Source organism: Candidatus Nitrospira neuquenensis (genome assembly GCF_979578155.1).
Genome location: NZ_CEFZDU010000037.1, coordinates 1 through 16571, shown reverse-complemented (window position 1 = coordinate 16571; position 16571 = coordinate 1). Strand labels below are relative to the sequence as shown.

The 16571-nt window shown below is 66.2% G+C and carries 18 protein-coding genes and 2 pseudogenes; 5 read left to right on the top strand and 15 right to left on the bottom strand.

The window, feature by feature from the left end:
* Positions 1–14 precede the first annotated feature (14 nt).
* From AC1U7O_RS15165 to hpnH, 11 genes are all read right to left on the bottom strand, one after another.
* Positions 15–650 carry a c-type cytochrome gene (locus AC1U7O_RS15165; protein WP_479895691.1) on the bottom strand — a complete coding sequence of 212 codons (636 nt, stop codon included), beginning with the start codon at positions 648–650 and terminating at the stop codon, positions 15–17.
* Between the two features lie 29 nt (positions 651–679).
* Positions 680–2545 carry a cytochrome ubiquinol oxidase subunit I gene (locus tag AC1U7O_RS15160; protein WP_479895690.1) on the bottom strand — a complete coding sequence of 622 codons (1866 nt, stop codon included), beginning with the start codon at positions 2543–2545 and terminating at the stop codon, positions 680–682.
* Between the two features lie 25 nt (positions 2546–2570).
* Entirely contained in the window at positions 2571–3542 is a 972-nt protein-coding gene (locus tag AC1U7O_RS15155) for a hypothetical protein (RefSeq protein WP_479895689.1), read from the bottom strand.
* 29 nt (positions 3543–3571) lie between these two features.
* On the bottom strand, positions 3572–4666 hold the full coding sequence (locus AC1U7O_RS15150; RefSeq protein ID WP_479895688.1) for a cytochrome b: 1095 nt from the start codon (positions 4664–4666) through the stop codon (positions 3572–3574).
* A gap of 28 nt (positions 4667–4694) precedes the next feature.
* Positions 4695–5636 carry a QcrA and Rieske domain-containing protein gene (locus AC1U7O_RS15145; protein WP_479895686.1) on the bottom strand — a complete coding sequence of 314 codons (942 nt, stop codon included), beginning with the start codon at positions 5634–5636 and terminating at the stop codon, positions 4695–4697.
* 5 nt (positions 5637–5641) lie between these two features.
* Complete coding sequence (locus tag AC1U7O_RS15140; RefSeq protein ID WP_479895684.1) at positions 5642–6466, bottom strand: c-type cytochrome; 825 nt, start codon at positions 6464–6466, stop codon at positions 5642–5644.
* A 33-nt stretch (positions 6467–6499) separates the two neighbouring features.
* Positions 6500–8218: a cytochrome ubiquinol oxidase subunit I gene (locus tag AC1U7O_RS15135; RefSeq protein WP_479895683.1), complete on the bottom strand. Its 1719-nt coding sequence runs from the start codon at positions 8216–8218 to the stop codon at positions 6500–6502.
* Positions 8219–8254: 36 nt separating this feature from the next.
* Complete coding sequence (locus AC1U7O_RS15130; RefSeq protein ID WP_479895682.1) at positions 8255–8875, bottom strand: c-type cytochrome; 621 nt, start codon at positions 8873–8875, stop codon at positions 8255–8257.
* Positions 8876–9090: 215 nt separating this feature from the next.
* Positions 9091–9615: a carboxypeptidase-like regulatory domain-containing protein gene (locus AC1U7O_RS15125; RefSeq protein WP_479895681.1), complete on the bottom strand. Its 525-nt coding sequence runs from the start codon at positions 9613–9615 to the stop codon at positions 9091–9093.
* A 272-nt stretch (positions 9616–9887) separates the two neighbouring features.
* A complete protein-coding gene (locus tag AC1U7O_RS15120; protein ID WP_479895680.1) occupies positions 9888–10277 on the bottom strand; it encodes a hypothetical protein in 390 nt (129 codons plus the stop codon).
* A gap of 33 nt (positions 10278–10310) precedes the next feature.
* Complete coding sequence (gene hpnH / locus AC1U7O_RS15115; protein WP_479895679.1) at positions 10311–11324, bottom strand: adenosyl-hopene transferase HpnH; 1014 nt, start codon at positions 11322–11324, stop codon at positions 10311–10313.
* A 229-nt stretch (positions 11325–11553) separates the two neighbouring features.
* Between hpnH and AC1U7O_RS15110 the strand changes: the two genes are divergently transcribed.
* Positions 11554–12252, top strand: coding sequence for a DUF3313 domain-containing protein (locus AC1U7O_RS15110; RefSeq protein ID WP_479895678.1), 699 nt, complete (start codon positions 11554–11556; stop codon positions 12250–12252).
* Positions 12253–12520: 268 nt separating this feature from the next.
* Positions 12521–12763, top strand: a pseudogene (locus tag AC1U7O_RS15105) (type II toxin-antitoxin system HigB family toxin); the annotation flags it as partial.
* A gap of 213 nt (positions 12764–12976) precedes the next feature.
* On the opposite strand, the gene AC1U7O_RS15100 reads toward AC1U7O_RS15105, so the two are convergent.
* Complete coding sequence (locus AC1U7O_RS15100; protein WP_479895677.1) at positions 12977–13132, bottom strand: recombinase family protein; 156 nt, start codon at positions 13130–13132, stop codon at positions 12977–12979.
* Positions 13133–13477: 345 nt separating this feature from the next.
* Between AC1U7O_RS15100 and AC1U7O_RS15095 the strand changes: the two genes are divergently transcribed.
* Entirely contained in the window at positions 13478–13735 is a 258-nt protein-coding gene (locus tag AC1U7O_RS15095) for a transposase (protein WP_479895676.1), read from the top strand.
* Positions 13736–13834: 99 nt separating this feature from the next.
* Here the strand turns inward: AC1U7O_RS15095 and AC1U7O_RS15090 are convergent, their stop codons facing one another.
* Both AC1U7O_RS15090 and AC1U7O_RS15085 read right to left on the bottom strand, forming a co-directional pair.
* The gene (locus AC1U7O_RS15090) at positions 13835–14272 is read right to left on the bottom strand and encodes a toxin-antitoxin system TumE family protein (RefSeq protein WP_479895675.1); all 438 of its coding nucleotides are present in this window, start codon (positions 14270–14272) and stop codon (positions 13835–13837) included.
* Positions 14262–14546 (bottom strand): hypothetical protein, encoded by a 285-nt coding sequence (locus AC1U7O_RS15085; protein ID WP_479895674.1) that lies wholly within the window; start codon positions 14544–14546, stop codon positions 14262–14264. Before AC1U7O_RS15085 ends, AC1U7O_RS15090 begins: the two co-directional genes overlap by 11 nt.
* A gap of 449 nt (positions 14547–14995) precedes the next feature.
* Between AC1U7O_RS15085 and AC1U7O_RS15080 the strand changes: the two genes are divergently transcribed.
* Both AC1U7O_RS15080 and AC1U7O_RS15075 read left to right on the top strand, forming a co-directional pair.
* Positions 14996–15322: an AbrB/MazE/SpoVT family DNA-binding domain-containing protein gene (locus AC1U7O_RS15080; protein WP_479895672.1), complete on the top strand. Its 327-nt coding sequence runs from the start codon at positions 14996–14998 to the stop codon at positions 15320–15322.
* On the top strand, positions 15319–15702 hold the full coding sequence (locus AC1U7O_RS15075; protein ID WP_479895671.1) for a type II toxin-antitoxin system VapC family toxin: 384 nt from the start codon (positions 15319–15321) through the stop codon (positions 15700–15702). Before AC1U7O_RS15080 ends, AC1U7O_RS15075 begins: the two co-directional genes overlap by 4 nt.
* 305 nt (positions 15703–16007) lie before the next feature.
* Here AC1U7O_RS15075 and AC1U7O_RS15070 read toward each other — a convergent pair.
* Positions 16008–16220, bottom strand: a pseudogene (locus AC1U7O_RS15070) (SUMF1/EgtB/PvdO family nonheme iron enzyme); the annotation flags it as partial.
* Positions 16221–16571 lie beyond the last annotated feature (351 nt).

The window sequence follows — 16571 nt, the reverse complement described above, 5'->3', positions numbered from 1 at the left end:
ACCCTTCCTTAGCCTTACTGGGTCACGCTGCCCGTGCCGGCGCCGGACGCGGGGGCCTGGGCGTGGGCGACGGGCACCGCCGCCCCGCCCTGCTCCGCCAGCACGATCTCCGACGGGCTCACGGTGATCGGCTCCCCGCTCATCTGCTGCAGGAACGCGATCACGGACAGGATCTCGTTCTTCGTCAGGCCGATCGGATTCCTGTTGATGTAGGGCATCCGGGCCGGGTACTCCTTCGGCGGCCCTTCATGCCGGTAGTCCAGGTAGATGTAGGCCTGCGGCTGGGTCAGGCTCTCATAGATGAACTCCCGGGTCAGCTTGGCGCCGATGCCCTTGAGGTCGGGGCAGCGGGCCGACTCGCTCGGCCCGATGGAGTGGCAGAGCGCGCACTGCCCCTTGCTGAAGAAGATCTTCTGGCCGATGGCCGCCATGTCCGCGGCGGTCTTGATGCTGGCCACGTCGAACTTCTCCTCGGCGGGCGGCAGCGACGCCATCTGCGGCACCCCCAGGGCGATGAGGGAGAACGTGCCCAGCACGATGGCCACGAACCCCACCACCCGGAGGAAGCGGGCCCTGATGAAGAGCAGGATCGCGACCCCCGCGCCAACGACGCAGAGGCCGATCAACTGCAACAGCGCGACTTCGCTCATAACCACCTACCCAACGAGGTAAGAAGCCGTCAGCCGGATGACTGCGTTCGATCCAATGCCGAAGACCCGCCCGCCATCGCCGGCAGGGCCCCCTCCGGCAGGCGTCCCTTCCCGTGGGGCTCCGGTGCCTTGCCCTTGTCCCCCATCGTGGCGACCCAGAAGATGAAGGCCACGAGCAGGCAGAACAGGAACGTGTTCAGCGACATGAAGGCCGCCGCGTAGCCCAGCGCCGGGGAGTAGGCGTACTGCGAGGAATCCCGCATGACGCCGTAGATGTGCCAGTGCACCCGGGACGAGGACCGGGCGTAGCCCATGAGGGTCATGAGCAGGATCACCATGACGGCGTTCAGGACGAGGGCGTACCCGGCCCGCGGCGGCATCCGCCCCCAGACCATCTCGGTGGTCGTCCTCGCGCTGCGCAGGAGCAGCGCGGTGAGCGGCGTGATCGTCAGCATGACGAACAGCACGATGAGCACCTGCGCCACCGAGAAGTAGTTGATCCGGACGATGGCGGGAACGAAGTAGCCCCAGACCCCCAGCACGATCACCACGAGGCCCGCCACGACCAGCACGCCGCCCATGACGGCCTTGGCGACCTTCGCCCAGGTGGCGGTCTCCTCCTTGCCCGCACGCCAGTACATGATGAAGCTCATGAAGGTCACGAGGATCATCAGGTTGGCGACCGTCATCTTCGCGGACATGACCCCGAAGACGCCCAGCAGCGGATGGTGCGTGCCGCCCATCTTCCGGGCCTCCTCGAGGCTCGCCACCAGGGAGTGCGGCGTCATCCAGACCCCCAGACAGAGCAGGAGGATGATCAGCATCGCGACGATCGGCCGGCGGTACTGGACCTCGGCCCCCGGGATGCGGTGGGTGATGCCCAGCCAGAAATAGTAGTTGGACCCGAGGAACAGCACGCCGATGAGCATGGCCTGCAGGATGAACAGCCAGGAGAGAAAGCCACCCATCAACGTGATGCCCATCTGCTGGTTGTACTGGTAGATCTCGCGCATCAGCCAGTAGCCGGCGAAGGGGAGCGGCAGGAGTCCGAACACGCCGATGAAGTTGCCGACGTAGCCCATCCAGTCGTAGTGGTCGCGCTCCTCGGCCGTCGCGGCGCCGAGGTAGCGGATGCCGGCGTAGGCCCCGCAGATGTAGCCGCCGAGCACGACGTTCGCGATCAGCCGATGGATGTTGACCGGCCACCAGGTCGGGTTCCAGGTCGCGGCCCAGGCGCGCTGGAGGTCCGTGCCCTCGGCGATCACGACCGGGCTGGCCTGGAAGGTGGCCCAGGAATTCGGCACGATCATGATGAAGAAGGCGAAGACGTTGAGCAGGAAGCCCAGGAACAGGTGAAGCGTCTTCTTGCCGCCCTGCATCGCGTCCCACCCGTACCAATAGAGGTAGAGGGTCGCGGTCTCCAGCAGGAAGAGGGCGCAATAGACGACGAACGACGGAAAGAAGACGTCCGTCAGGTAGGCCATCAGCTTGGGATAGAAGCCGATGAGCAGGAACAGCAGGATGCCGCCAAACAGCGCCGTCGTCGCGTAGGAGGAGGTGAGGAGCTTGGTGAACTCCTTGGCCAGCTTGTCGTAGCGCTTGTCCCCCGTCTTCCAGCCGACGATCTCGCAGAGCCAGGCGAAGATCGGCACGCCCAGCACGAAACCCGCGAGCAGGAGATGGAGCTGGGCGATGACCCAGATGATGTTGCGGCTCCCGCCCAACTGGGGAATGTCCCGGTAGGCGACCGATGCCTGGGCGCCCTGGGTCTGCTGCGCGAGGCCCGGATCGGCCAGGACCAGCGCCCCAGCCAGCACGGCCAGTCCGGCGACGAGCGCGCTCCGCCCCCGGAGCCGTTCCGCGATCCGCCCTCGATGTTCGCCGTGGTCGCTCATGGCATTCTCCTCGTGCGCGCGGCGGTCAGCGGCCCGTCCCGGCCCCCGCCCCGGCCGGCGGCGCGCCGGCTCCGCTCCCCGCCGCGTTGACGGCCTTCGGCGCCTCCGGCTTGGCGGCGCCGGCCTCGGAGCCCTTGCCCGCGGCCTTATTGCCCTTCTTGCCCTTGCTCTGCTCCTCTTCCTCGGCCTGCTTCTTGGCCTCGAGCGCGGCCAGCGCGGCCTCGGCCTGGGCGAGCAGCTTGTCGGATTTCTCCAGGGCCTCGACCGGTTTGACGACCGGCGGCGCCTTCTTGGCGCCGTCCTTCTCTTTGTACGACTCGTGCGGATGGGGCGTCGTGACCGGCATGGCCCCCCAGAACAGGAAGACCAGCAAGACCCCCGTAGCGGTGAAGGCGGTGAGCAACAGCGGCTGATCGCTCGGCACCCGCATCAGGTCCCAGGTCCGGACGAGCCCCTGGTAGGAAGCCTGCGCGGGAGCCGCCGCCCGGGCCTGCCGCCGGACGATCGCTCCGACGAGGGAGAACCAGCCCACGGTCAGGACCAGCAGCACGATCGTGGCCGGCGCGCCCCACAGGGTGAGCTCCACGCCGATCCGCTCGGCCACCGGCAGGGATTTCAACAGCTCCAGCTCCATGATGCTGTGCGTGACGGACTTCGCGACGCCCGTCGCGCCGCTCTGGACGACGTAGGCGAGGGGACCGTAGATCGCGGTCGCGGCCATGACCCTGGCCCACAGACCCAGCCCGAGCCCGGCGGGCGGCTCCAGCCGTAGCCGCTCCAGGAACACGGTCCTCGCGCTCAGCCCCCAGGCCCAGATGTCGAAAGGCATGGAACAGAGGATCAAGAAGGCCAGCCCCGGCATCTCCCAGGGATGGACGCCGAGGGCGAGGAAGAGCAGCGCGAGGCCGATCTTGAACGGGACGGCCGTCCAGAAGGCGGGCCAGGCGACCGCCACGCCGAGCCTGACGGAGGAGGTGCTGGAAAGCTGATCCGACATAACGGGGGGCGACGCCCCGCCTCCGACGATTAATCCAAAAATTCCCGGTTGATGATCGCGGATACCGTAAAAACCAAAATCGTGATCATGATGATGAGCCAGCCGACGAGGGCGACCGGCCGCTTGAACAGATTGCGCTCGGGGCTCCGGTCCAGGAACGGAAGCGCCGCCAGGAACAGCATGAAGGCCCCGGGGATCGCGACGGCGCCCAGGAACTGCCCGAACTCCCCGGCGAAAATCTTCAAGCGCAGCATCTGGAAGAGGAACAGGAAGTACCACTCCGGCTCCGGGTGGTACTCGCCGGGGTCCGGCGTGGCCTCCTCCAGCAGCACGACCGGCTCGATGAACGCCAGGCTGCAGATGGTGAAGAACACGGTGGCCATGGCCACGATGTCCTTCCAGATCTGCCGCGGGAAGAAATAGTCCGTCTTGGCCTTGAGCTCCTCCGGGCTCCCGCGGAACGGCCCGGCGGGGCCGGCCTTCCGGAACAGGAACAGGTGCAGACCGGCGAGCCCCATCAGCGCGGCCGGCAGGATCATGACGTGGATCACGAAGAACCGGCTGAGCGTCATCTGGCCCGGCGTCGGCCCGCCCTTCAAAAACCGGGCGAGGAAATCCCCGACGACCGGCGTCTTGTCCATGATCTCGACGCCCACGGTCGTGGCCCAGTAGGCCCGCTGGTCCCACGGCAAGAGGTAGCCGGTGAAGCCGAAGCCCATCACGATCCCGAACAGGGCGAGCCCGACGAGCCAGATCATCTCCCGGGGCTTCTTGTACGCCCCCCAGAGAAAGACCTGGGACATGTGGGCGAAGACCATCACGACCATCGCCGAGGAGCCCCAAAAATGGTAGCTCAGGATGAACCAGCCGTAGTCTACTTCGTGGATGATGTACTGGGTGCTCGCGTAGGCGTGGTCGGCGCTCGGCACGTAGTAGAACATCAGCAGGATGCCGGTCACCGCCTGCATGATGAAGATGAACAGGAGACAGGAGCCGAAGACGTAGGCCCAGCGCGACCCGCCGGGGACGGGCTCGTTGAGCATCTTGGCCTGAATCGTCTTCAGGCCGACGCGCTCGTCGACGAAAGCGATGACCTTTTCCAGCGCCGTGGGCTGCCCGTTCATCACTCCATCCATCCGCCCGTTCGGAAGCCTAGACGATGCGGACCTGGACCTTCGTCCCGGCCTTGAACTCCATGTCGATGATCTCGATGTCCCCCCCGGCCGACACGCGGATCGGCAGCGCGTCGAGCGGCCGCGGCGCCGGCCCGTCGAGGACGGTGCCGCCCGCGTCGTAGATGCTCAGGTGGCAGGGACAGAGAAAGACCTGGCCCAGCACCTTGTGGGTGCGCCACTTGTAGCCGCAGCCGAGATGGGGACACTTGCCGGAGAAGACGATGTAGGGGAAGTCTTTCTTGTTCGTCCAGACGAGGCGGCCGGCGGAGTCGTGAAACTCCATGTCCTTGCCGCGATAGACCTTCTCCATCGTGGCCGGCGTCGCCTTCAGGATCCAGACGTTCTTTTCGATCTCGGCCTCCGGCATGAAGGCTTCCTTCACCTTCTTCTTGTACTTGAACTGGACGCCCACGTCCTCCGTCTTGATCTTGCTGACGTTGCCGATCTTGATCCAGGTGTTGTCGAAGGGGGCGTACATCGGCTTCATCAGGTAGCGGATGACCGGGAAGACCAGGGGCAGCCCGATGAGGAGCCCGATCGCGTGCGTGAAGTTGGCGAAGAACGACCGCCGCTTGACGTCGCGCTCCAGCTCCGGCAGCGGGACGAGCACCTCGCCCGGCTCCACGTGCAGATGGTCCTCGAGGTGGGCGATCTCCACCTCCTTGATCGTGACGTAGTCGTCCCGCGTGAAGGAGGGGAATCGCTCCATCTCGGCGGCGGGCACGCGGAGCCGGACCGTGTCGTCCGTGACCGACTGGATCTGGGCGACGGGCACCTGCCGCTCCGGGGTCCCCGCCCCGTTCCCGCCGACGACGATGTGGCTCACCTCGCGGGAGAGGGGATCGACGATCACGCGGGTGATTTCCCCGACCTCCCGGTCGGCGCACAGGACCTTCGATTTGAGCTTGGGCTGCTGCACGGAGGCTATTTCTTCTTGATCGGCTTGGGCGTGGCCACAGCCGGGTTCTTGAGCGTCGCCAGGAACGCGACGAGCGCGTCCACTTCCTGGTCCGTCATCAGCTCCTTGTACTTGTCCGGCATCTTCTTCTTTTCGTATTCCTTCTCGAAACCCTCCGCCATCCAGGTCTGGGGATCGAGGATCTTCTGCTTGAGCTCCTCCGGCTTGAGCAGGTTGCCGATGTTGTCCAGCTCGGGCCCGCGCTTCTTCCCGCCCTCGCCGAAAAGCTTGTGGCAGTTGTAGCATTCCTGGAGGTTCCACTGCTCCTTGCCCAGGGCCACCAGGTCGCCGCTCGCCGCGGCGGGCGAAGCCCCGGGCTTGGCGCCGGCATCCGCCTGAGCCGCCGACACGGCATCGCCGCCGACCGCCTGCAGGCGGGCCATCAGGGCCTCGGTCTTCTCCGTCAGGGCCTTGGCCCGGGCGATCAGCTCCTCGGCCTTGCCCTGCTCCGTCGCGGCGCGCTTGGCCTTCAGCAGCTTCTCGATCTTGCCCTTCTCGTCCTCCGGGTCGTACTGCGGCCAGAGGGAGGCGCCCCCGATGTAGACCACGCAGAGGACCAGGTAAAAGACCAGGATCGCCGCGACCGCCGTCGCGCCGCTCACCGGCTTCAGCGATGGCGCGTCCAGCAGCGCGAAGACGGCCGCGCCCAGCATCGCGTAGGCGAAGAACATGATCTGAAAGATCACCGGGAAGGCCAGCGCCTTGGTCAGGCCCACCAGCGCGGCCCCTACGACCAGTCCCACGACGCCCTTCTTGATCACGTTCTTGATCAGACTCGGTTGCTCGCCCATGACAGTCCCCACAGTCCGCCGGCGCGGCGCCGGCTACTTCGCCCCGGCCGGAACCGGCGCGCCCTCGGCGGCGGGCTTCTTCGCCTCGGACGCCCGCAGGGTCACGATGATCGCGAAACTGACGACGACATAGAAGACCAGAGTGATCCCGGTGATCCACCAGGCCGAGTAGGCCAGCGTCGGCGTGAAGGACTCCGCCGTGAAGTCGGGCACCAGGTTGTAGGTGTGGAAGTACTTGCGGACGAGGGAGCGGACCGCGCCCATCAGGCCCATCGTCCAGATCGCGCTGAACGCGAGAAAGATCAGGACGAATTGGGAGGCGAAGTCGATCTTCCCCCACACGATCGTCCCCTGCCGGATCGCCCGGTTGTAGAGGATGTAGTTCACGACCGTGACGAACACCAGCGTGAAGGCCGCGGAGTTCTTGGCCGGCATGAGGGCGAGGAAGTTCCACTGGGAGGGCAGCTCCAGCTCCTCCACGAGCTTCGCCCCCGTGGCGACGAACCCGTGCGGCGTCATCCAGATCGCGTTGCCGACGATGACCATCAAGAAACCGACCTTGATCACCGTCCGGGACGACACCGTGAGGCGGCCGAGCGGCGGGATGATCTTGCCGAGGACGAGCGGCGAGAGGATCAGCGGCAGCAGCACGGCCAGCGACAGCGGGTCCGGCACCGGCAGGATCGTCCAGGTGTAGGTCATCACGAAGGGCAGGGCGAGCATGACCAGGACCGTCAGCACGGACATGCGCACGCGCTCGACGCCCTCGATCCGTTTCATGCTCAGCCAGATGTAATAGTTGGAGGCGAGGAAGATCAGCCCGATCATGGCACCCTGCATCTCGAAGAACATCGAGAGCTGGTCCGCCATCATGTAGGGACAGATCGAGGCGTCGTAGTCGCAGAGCTCGTAGGCCAGCAGGTACCCCATGAAGGGCAGCAGCAACAGGGCGCCGACCCCGATCAGGTTCCCGACGAAGCCCATCCAGTCGTAGTAGGAGCGCTCCTGCTCCGTCTTCGACCCCATGTACATGTAGGCCGCGATCAGCCCGGTGATGAACCCGCCGAACGTGACGTTGCCCACGAGCCGGTGCAGGTTCAGCGGCATCCAACTGTAGTTGAAGACCTTCTCCCACAGGGACGCCTGGGCGATGTAGTCCACGAGGGAGAGACCCTCGGCCGCCTTGGCCGGCGTGTTCATGAACGACGTGGGGCCGTCGATCACGAAGAGCGTCACCGTCCCGACCAGGTTGAGCAACACCCCCAGGGCGATGTGCCGCGCCTTCCGGTCGCCCTTCCAGGCGTCCCAGGTGTAGAAGTAAAGGTAGAGGACGATCGTCTCCCCGATGAAGAGCAGGGGATAGATCACCGCGAAGATCAGGAAGAAGTGGTTGATCAGCCAGGTGGTGAACTGGGGGTAGGCGGCCAGCAGCACGAAGATGAAGAGGCCGCCCGTCAGCGCGGTCATGCTATAGAGGATGACCGTGACCTTCATGACCTCCTTGGCCAGCCGGTCGTAGCGGGGGTCCTGGTTGCGGAACCCCAGCCACTCGGCGATGACCACGAAGATCGGCGCTCCCAGGATGAAGCCGGCGAAGAGGATGTGAAGCTGGGCGACGATCCAGACCGCCGTCCGGTTCCCGGTGTAGGGGAACTCGGCGGCCGGCGGGCTCGGCACCTGTGCGTAGGCCTCGGCTCCGAAAACGGCCAGAACGCCGAGCAGAACCAGGAAACTTCGCTGCCACGTTTTCATGGTGTCTCGCCGCCCCTCCTCACGCATCCCGACCGATTACTTCCCCCCGGAGGCCGGCGCAGCCGGCGTGGTCGGCGCGGGCGCGGCCGGCGCCGCCCCTCCATCAGCGGCCGGGGCCGCCCCTCCATCAGCGGCCGGCGCCGCGCCGGCCGGCGCGGCGGCCGAGGCGCTCCCCACCGGCACCCACTCCTTCTTGGCGACGTCCCACTCCTTGCCGGAGAGGCCGAAGTTGCGCTCGAACGCCACGAGCTTCCAGCGATCCTCCTCGGAGAGCTTGCTCTTCCAGGCCTTCATCTTGGTGTTCGGCACGCCCTCGGAAATGCGCCAGAACCACACCGAGTCCGAGTAGAGCTTCATGCGATCGGTCACCCGGAAGTCCCGCGCGCCCGCCTTCACCGGCTTGCCGTCCTTGCCGTGGCAGCTCGCGCAGTTCACGTCGGGGTTCTTCGCGCCGATGAAGATCTCGCGCCCCTCCTCGGCGATCTTCGGGTCCGCCCACCAACCCGCCGGCATGTGTTTGTCGGCATACTCGGCCGGCGGCGGCGGCGGCGCCACGATCGGCCCCTCTCCGCCCTCACCGCCACAGGAGGCGAGCGCCAACCCGGCACCCGCCACGCCAACCAGGATCATCCTCTTCGTTCCCGCGAAGCGCTTCATACGATTACCCCCGCTCCTTTCTAGTGGTCAGGATTCTCATTCTCAGCGTCGCCGCCGGAGCGACCCGGCGGACTTCACAAAAAAGACGCTTTCACTCAGGCCCTCTCGGCCTGGAGCGAAAGCGCCACCCGAAGAGATTGCCGACACCCGACGTGACCCGCCGCCATCGTCCCGCGTTCCGGGCCGGGATCAGGGACCGCTCCGGTGAGCGCCCTCTATGCCTTGGAGCCCTTCGGGGCCTTGCCCCGCTTCCGGGCCCGACGCCGACTCCGTGCGAACCTGGCCCCCGCGAACAGGGCGACGGCTACCACGCCGACTCCGGCGCCAACGTAGATCCACCGCGAGGTCCCGCGCGCCGACTGCCCGCAGCCCGTCCCGAAATGCACGACGGCCTTGCGCTCGGTGTGGACGTCCTTGGGGTCGAATTGCGCGGTGACCCGCTTTTCGTCATCGAGGGCAAAGACTGCGATCGGATCGCCGAGGTTGTCATTGTGGAGATGGAGCGTCGTCTTATAGTAGCCGTCGTCGTCGGTCATGGCCGACGCCATGACGTCCGCACGGGTATCCCGGGCCGTGACCTTGACGTTTGCGCGGGGCCGGCCGTCCGGGCCGCAGACAACCCCCTCGACGGCGAAGCGGTGGTCCGCCTCGTGCGTGGCCATGACGGCGGCGGGCAGGAGCAGGACGACGCCGAGGCCGGCGACCGCGATCCCCGCCCGATGAACGGTACCAGTGGCCACGCGGTGTCCGTTCTCCATTGCATCAGGCCTGTCACGCGGCGCCTCACGCCCGGCTCGAACCACGCCACCGCATCAAAATCTCGTCAAAAACCGCGCGGGCCGGTTCAGGGCGCGACACTTCTAGCATAGATGATATTCTTTGTCAATCATTTCCAAGAGGTGCGGAAGCCGCGCCAGACTTGGGGGAACGGCCTCTCGGGGGGTCGGCCGCCCGCCTCGATCCGATGCGGCCGCCGGGGGGGGACGGACGGGCCCGGGGCCGCGCTCCGGACTCAGAGATGGCCGCGCGCGCGGGCCTCGGCCTCCAGCTTGTCCGCCTCGGCGCGGCGCTGCGACGCCTTCTTGGCGACCCAGGCCTCCCACGATTTCCCGGAGGCCGTGTCCTTGCCCGTGAAGGCGATCGCGCGGATGTCGGCGTAGGGGATTTCCCGGGCTCCCTCGCGGTCCTTGGGGAAGACCTGCACGACCGGCACGGGGCCGGAAGGGGTGCGGTTGAACAGATAGCCTTCGAGGGTTTCCCCCGAGGCCAGCTCGAGGGTCACGTCGCCGCGGTAGTCGAACGCCTGCTCGATCGCCTCGGCAAGCTCCGCGGGGGTGGACGGCCGGAAGAACCGTCCTTCCGGCGACGCGGTCTCCGGGTGGTGGGGCTGGAGATCAGGCACGTCGGGCGATCCGATCGGCGCGCCGCCGGGCGCTCACGCGTCGGGCAGGAGCGTCGCCCGCACCGTCCTGGCGAAGCCCGACCAGGAGCCGAAGGTGTGCTCCACCGCGGAGGGCTCGTAGCCGCAGTGGACCATGCAGTCGGCGCACTTCTCGTTCCGGCCGGTGCCGTACCGCTCCCAGTCCGTCTCTTCCATCAGCTCGCGGAAGGTCTTGGCGTAGCCCTCCTGCAACAGGTAGCAGGGACGCTGCCAGCCGAAGATGTTGTACGTCGGGTTGCCCCAGGGCGTGCACTGGTAGTCCACGCGGCCCATGAGGAACTCCAGGAACAGGGGCGACTGGTTGAACCGCCAGCCGCGCTTGCGGTTCCGCAGGATCTCGGCGAACAGCTCGCGCGTTTTGGTGCGCTTGAGGAAATTCTTCCGGTCCGGCGCCTTCTGGTAGCTGTAGCCCGGCGAGATCATCATCCCCTCGACGCCGAGCGCCATCATCTCGTCGAAGAAGGCCCGCACACGCGGCGGGTCCGCGTCGTTGTACAGCGTCGTGTTCGTCGTGACCCGAAAGCCCCTCGCGAGCGCGGCCTTGATGGCGCGCACGGCCGCGTCGTAGACGCCGTCCCGGCAGACGGCCAGGTCGTGCTCCTCGCGGAGGCCGTCCATGTGGACGCTGAAGGTCAGGAACTTCGAGGGCCGGTACTCGTCCAGCTTGCGCTCCAGCAGGATCGCGTTGGTGCAGAGGTACACGTACTTGCCGCGCGCCACGAGCCCGCGGACGATCTCCGGCATCTCCGGGTGGATCAGCGGCTCGCCGCCGGGGATGCTGACCATCGGCGCGCCGCACTCGTCCGCCGCGGCCCAGCACTGCTCCGGCGTCAGCCGCTTGTCGAGGACATGGTCGGGGTACTGGATCTTCCCGCAACCGGCGCAGGCCAGGTTGCAGCGGAAGAGGGGCTCCAGCATCAGCACGAGCGGATACCGCTTCACGCCCCGGGCCCGCTGGGTCAGGACGTACTTCGCGACCGTGTACATCTGAGAGACGGGAACCGCCATGGCCCGGTCCTCCTCCTGCATCGCCGGCGCGGGCCGGCCGGACAAGGCCCCACGCTACTACATACGTCCATGGGTTTTCAAGCAACGGCCGCCGCGGCCGGTCCGGCGCCCGCGGCCGGAGCTCTCGCTTGCAAGCGCCGGCGCAGGAGCCCATACTACCACCGGCGCGACACGCGCACCGCCGCGGGGCCCCGCCGCGGCCATTCATTCTCACCCAAGGAGATCACCCATGACTCCCCTCCCCGTCACCGTGCTCGCGCTCCTCGCGTTGCTGTGGTCCGCCGGCTGCGCGGCCACCAAACAGGCCAACGAGGCCAAGCCCTCCGGGTTCATCGGCGCCTCGGTCCCGCTGACCAAGGGCAGCGGCGACATGCCGCTCCTCTACTACAAGAACTCGAAGGCCGACTGGAAGAGCTACGACAAGATCCTCCTCGACCCCGTCGCCATCTATCGCGGGCGGGACGCGAAGGACGGTGTCCCGAAGGAGGACCTGCAGCGCCTCGCGAACAACTTCTACAACATCATCTACGTCCGCTACTCCAAGTACTACAAGATGACCGACAAGCCCGAGCCCGGCACCCTGCGGATCCAGATCGCCATCACCAAGGCGGAGGAATCCATGCCCGTGGCGGACGTCGTGTCGTCCGTCATCCCGCAGCTCCGGGCCACCTCGCTGGTGAAGGACTTCGTGACGGGCAAGCCCTCCTTCGTCGGGGAGGCCAGCATCGAAGGCAAGGTCACGGACGCCGTCACCGGCGAGCTGCTGGCGGCGGGAGTGGACCGGCGCGTGGGCAAGAAGGACCTGACGGCCGAGTCCTTCAGCTCCTGGGGCGACGTCAACCAGTCCTTGGAGTACTGGGCCGCCAGGTCTACCTGGCGGCTCTGCAGGCTGAAGGGGCGGTCGGACTGCGAGAAGCCGGAGGAATAGGCCGGGGCGGGGGCGGAGCCCGGCCCTCCGAGCGACGCGGGCACGCCGCCGGGGGCCCGTTTCGACCGCCTGGGAGGAACAGGCTGATGAGCCGGTCCCGGACGCGGCGGGGCTCCCCGGCGACCTCGCGGCGGGAACCGTTCGGACCTTGGACCATCGTCACCGGTAGCGGTCAACACGACTCGTCATTCTTTGCGGATGAGGCGGTGGCGAGGTCGGTATGCGTGTTGCTCCCGCATTGGGATCATAGTAGAGCGCCTCCGCGCGCATCATTGCCAAGCGGACCCTCCGCGAATTCAGGGAACGACACCCGCGGGCGAGAGGTCCGTTGGAGGCATGGCACCAGGAGGTGGCTCAAGCGGACTGGGCGGGCCCTTCGGAAATCAAAGCTCAGTTTCGATCGGCCAGTGTCCTTCAGGACAACCGCGTCGTGTTCAACATCGCGGGGAACCAGTATCGGTTGGTCGTGAAGATCAACTATTCCTATCGAATCGTCTATGTGCGCTTCCTCCGGAGGAAGCGGCCCCATCCCCCTCAACACCTCGAAGACTCAAGGGTCCAAGGATTCACGCGCTCCAAGGGGCTCACGGCGTCTTCGCGCACCGGAAGCCGAGGAGGCCATTCCGCTTCGTCGGCAGGAGGTTGCTGAGGTATCACCACAAGGCGTGGAAAGAGGAAACAGGACGGGCGACCCCTTGCGTCCCTCTGCACCGTCGCGCTCCACCTACCCTGTGTCGAAGCGGTTCCGCAGCATGCTCCGGATCGTGGAGGGCCGCCACGCGCCGTTCCGCGTCGGAGCCTTCTCGTCGCGCCGTGCGTTGGCGATGGTGGGCAGGCTCCGGCCTTCAGCCGCCCAGCGGAAGATGCACTTCTCCCACAATCGCAGGACTCCTCCCTGGTAGGTATTGCCGCTGCCGTTCGACGTCCCTCCCGGGCCTGAAGGCCGGGAAGGCAGTCAACGAGCTGACGTGGGCCATCAGGCGGACGCAGCCCGCGCCGACTGGTCCGAGGACCTGACGGCGGCCTCCGTGCCGACCTGACGGAGGAACCGGAGCGCTCTCAGGCGAGGGACAGGAGGAATGAACGGACGCCGCTCACCGGCGCCGGCCGAGCGGGCGAGTCGGGTGGGCGCATGTCGGGGCGCGGCGCGGCCACCCCCTTCATGGCACCGGGATTCACGAGCGGATCATGGCGCGGCTCGCCAGCGTGGGGACACCGCGTGGGCATGGCCGTCTGCCGATGGCGCACCCACGCCATCGAGCGGCTGAATGAAGCCTTCCGTCGCCGGGTCAAGACGCACGGGGCGCTGCCGACGGCCCAGACGGCCGAGCGGCTGGTCGACGGCCTGTTGCTCACGGGCCACATTCGGATGCGACGCCTCGATGGGTGGCGCGAGCGGCCGGCGATCCTTCGGCCTTGGCGACGCCCGTCGCCGCGTGAAGGGGGAGGGCAGAGGTCAGGACGCCTGCCGATCGCCTCGTAGAAGGCAAACATGGAGGTCATGATTCCCAGGAAACGCGGGGAGAAGCCAATTTCTCCAGGAATCGAACACAACCGCCGTAGCTGCGTTTGACAGTGATCTTCAGTCCGACTTGGTGACGTGCTGCTTGACCAAGGCCATGAACTCGCTGAGGTCACCGCTGAAAGACCGGATACGTTCTTTTCCCTCATGGAGATGGTGCGGGAACGCCGTGAGGGACCGTTTTCGATAATCAGTCCGATGATGCGGAAGGGGATCAGCTCGCAAGAGGGGAGTGCCGGCTGGTCCCGTCAGGGCGTAGCTGTAGCTGCCGACGCGCAGTTGATGGCCAGTGACTTCGTATTCCTCCCTGATGTAGAGCGAATGCTGATCCGAGAGGCGCACGGTGAGGCGAAAGAGACCGGAGTGTGTGGCTCGCTCCACGAGGACCGGAAACTCTTCGTGGAAGTCCGGAGGAACTGAGACGTGTTCGTTCAGCAGGAGGTAAATGGACCAGCAGCGATCGATCAGGAGAGCCAGCCCATGGCTCTCACGGGGCATAGTGGCTCAGCTCTTTGAGGGGAAGCTTGGCTTGCAAGGCCCGGAAGTAGCCGCGATAGCACATGGCCCAGTTCAGAAAATCCGGCGTATCTTCCGCTGGCGTGCCGACAATGAGGGCATAAAAGACCTCGGAGCGCATCTTGTATTTGGTCTCGTAGGTGTGCAGCTCATCGGCCAGTTCGGCAATCACGGCATCGGGCAACATCGTGCCGGCACTGACCTGGCGGACGAATTCAGCCTTGGTCATTCTGGGAGCAGGCTTCTTGCTCGACATGGAGGTGACTGTATCCGGCCCGGCTGATCGTGTCAAGCCGCGACACGGGGGGCGACCTTCCGCCTCGCGGTGTCGCCGCAGGTCCGTGGTGCTGCGACCGATGACGACCCAGAGCGAACAACCTCGCCGCCGGGGCAGGACCTTCCATGACTTTCGCGCTCTTCGTCGCGCGCGCCCCGCGACCACGAAAGCCGGTGAATCGGGAGCACCATCGGCACCGTTGAAGGGGCGCACGTGGTCGGCGGAAGAGACACTCGCGATCGTGTTGGAGGGGATCACGGGAGCGACGCCGGTGGCCGAGAGCGGCCGGGAGCCTCAGATCGCCCAGACCCAGTACGACCACTGGCGCAACCTGTCTGCCGTGCCCGGCACAGGCAGGTCGCTTCCTGGATGGAGGCCAGCGGGCATGATGAAGGCAGATACCGTAGGCCTGGCTTGTTGGTCAGTTCATGGCATGCTATCATAATCTTGTCAGGTTGTTTGAGAGGTGGCTGATGGCTCCATTCACGACACATCTTAGCCAAGGAGGCAGGATCGTCATTCCTGCCGGGTATCGGAAAGCACTCGGACTGAAGCCGGGAGACGATGTCGTCCTCGTTCTCGAGGGGAATGAAATGCGGCTTGTCACACCCCATCAGGCCGTGAAACGCGCCCAATCGCTGGTACGTCAGTATGTCTCCAAAGGTCGCGCGCTGGCGGACGAGCTGATCGCAGACCGTCGCCAAGAGGTCCGACGTGAGCGGAAGAAACGGGCGGTTCCTGCGGGTCGGTCATGAGTGCAACAGTTCTCGACGCCACGGCCGTGCTCGCGCTGCTCAATGATGAGCCGGGAGCGAGAACGGTCGTCTCGCTCTTGCCACGGGCCGTCATCAGCACGGTCAACCTCGCAGAAGTGGTCGGCAAACTCGCTGAGGCTGGGATGCCTGAAGGAATGATTCAGACCGTCCTTGGCCACTTAGGGCTCGTGGTCATTCCCTTTGACGAGGCTCTCGCCGTCCGCACGGGCCTTTTGCGTCCTGCCACCAGTGACTACGGTCTCTCGTTAGGTGACCGCGCCTGTCTGGCTTTAGGGCAACACCTGCGTCGCCCCGTGCTCACCGCAGACCGGATGTGGAAAACGGTCAAGCTCGACGTTGAGATTCAGATGATCCGCTAAAAAGACACCCCACGCTGATTCGGCAGGTCCCGGCCCTTCTACCAATCTTCTCCCGGCGTCGGCCCCCCCCGGCCTCAGCCGTGGGGGGGAGACGCCTGTCCGCACCGGCCAGCGTTGCGAGCCGCTCGCCGATCAGATCTGGGCGGTACCGCTGTCGGCAGCCCTTGGCGTGTCCCTGGGCACGGGCCGATGACCCGTCGCCTCATCGCCCCGGTCCCGGGCCGGCGACTGGCCCACTGTTCGGGGCGCGGGCCGGTCCGGGATCAAGGTGGTGCGCTCTTCGGCCTCGCGCCTTCTCGGCGCGATCAGCCCGGGATCGGTCTGGACGCCCGTTCGGCACACTCCGCGCCTCCCCCATGGAGATGCGGACTCTGACCTACGGGCCGGGCGTCTTGGGCGCAACGGAAGCCAATATTCGCATTCCGTTTCGTCGGTACGTTCCTGTTCCGATTTGCGGATCGGATCCTGACCGGTTCATTGTTCCAGGACCCGCCACGGAGCACCTTCACTGACCAACCCCGCGCAGCCTGGCGACTAAATCCAGGCTACATTCATGAGCAACCTTCTGCGCAACACACAGGTATCCGCATGGCTCGCGTGCGCGATCCAACTCCGCACCCCGTCGCGGGCCCGTGCCACCGGAATCGAACCGGAGGCCACCGCCGTGTCATAGCTTTGGAGTCGCCGTCGAAACCGCCGGACATTCTCGGCATCTAGCCGCCGGTACGTCGGGAAGAGCCGATACCCCAGAAAGGTACAGCACCTCTCCCCCCCGGGGGGAGAGGCACGGTGAGGGGAGTCTTCGGATTCAGACCTCACAGGGTCACAGGGCCACAGAACACAGAGTTATTTCGGACCGTCCTGGGCGC

What these genes read in the sequence shown, in the direction of transcription:
- AC1U7O_RS15155 (WP_479895689.1), bottom strand. Translation starts at nt 3,542, where the DNA reads ATGTCGGATCAGCTTTCCAGCACCTCCTCCGTCAGGCTCGGCGTGGCG.
- AC1U7O_RS15150 (WP_479895688.1), bottom strand. Translation starts at nt 4,666, where the DNA reads ATGAACGGGCAGCCCACGGCGCTGGAAAAGGTCATCGCTTTCGTCGAC.
- AC1U7O_RS15075 (WP_479895671.1), top strand. Translation starts at nt 15,319, where the DNA reads ATGAGTGCAACAGTTCTCGACGCCACGGCCGTGCTCGCGCTGCTCAAT.
- AC1U7O_RS15165 (WP_479895691.1), bottom strand. Translation starts at nt 650, where the DNA reads ATGAGCGAAGTCGCGCTGTTGCAGTTGATCGGCCTCTGCGTCGTTGGC.
- AC1U7O_RS15080 (WP_479895672.1), top strand. Translation starts at nt 14,996, where the DNA reads ATGGCATGCTATCATAATCTTGTCAGGTTGTTTGAGAGGTGGCTGATG.
- AC1U7O_RS15085 (WP_479895674.1), bottom strand. Translation starts at nt 14,546, where the DNA reads ATGTCGAGCAAGAAGCCTGCTCCCAGAATGACCAAGGCTGAATTCGTC.
- hpnH (WP_479895679.1), bottom strand. Translation starts at nt 11,324, where the DNA reads ATGGCGGTTCCCGTCTCTCAGATGTACACGGTCGCGAAGTACGTCCTG.
- AC1U7O_RS15160 (WP_479895690.1), bottom strand. Translation starts at nt 2,545, where the DNA reads ATGAGCGACCACGGCGAACATCGAGGGCGGATCGCGGAACGGCTCCGG.
- AC1U7O_RS15135 (WP_479895683.1), bottom strand. Translation starts at nt 8,218, where the DNA reads ATGAAAACGTGGCAGCGAAGTTTCCTGGTTCTGCTCGGCGTTCTGGCC.
- AC1U7O_RS15130 (WP_479895682.1), bottom strand. Translation starts at nt 8,875, where the DNA reads ATGAAGCGCTTCGCGGGAACGAAGAGGATGATCCTGGTTGGCGTGGCG.
- AC1U7O_RS15110 (WP_479895678.1), top strand. Translation starts at nt 11,554, where the DNA reads ATGACTCCCCTCCCCGTCACCGTGCTCGCGCTCCTCGCGTTGCTGTGG.
- AC1U7O_RS15090 (WP_479895675.1), bottom strand. Translation starts at nt 14,272, where the DNA reads ATGCCCCGTGAGAGCCATGGGCTGGCTCTCCTGATCGATCGCTGCTGG.
- AC1U7O_RS15095 (WP_479895676.1), top strand. Translation starts at nt 13,478, where the DNA reads ATGGCCGTCTGCCGATGGCGCACCCACGCCATCGAGCGGCTGAATGAA.
- AC1U7O_RS15140 (WP_479895684.1), bottom strand. Translation starts at nt 6,466, where the DNA reads ATGGGCGAGCAACCGAGTCTGATCAAGAACGTGATCAAGAAGGGCGTC.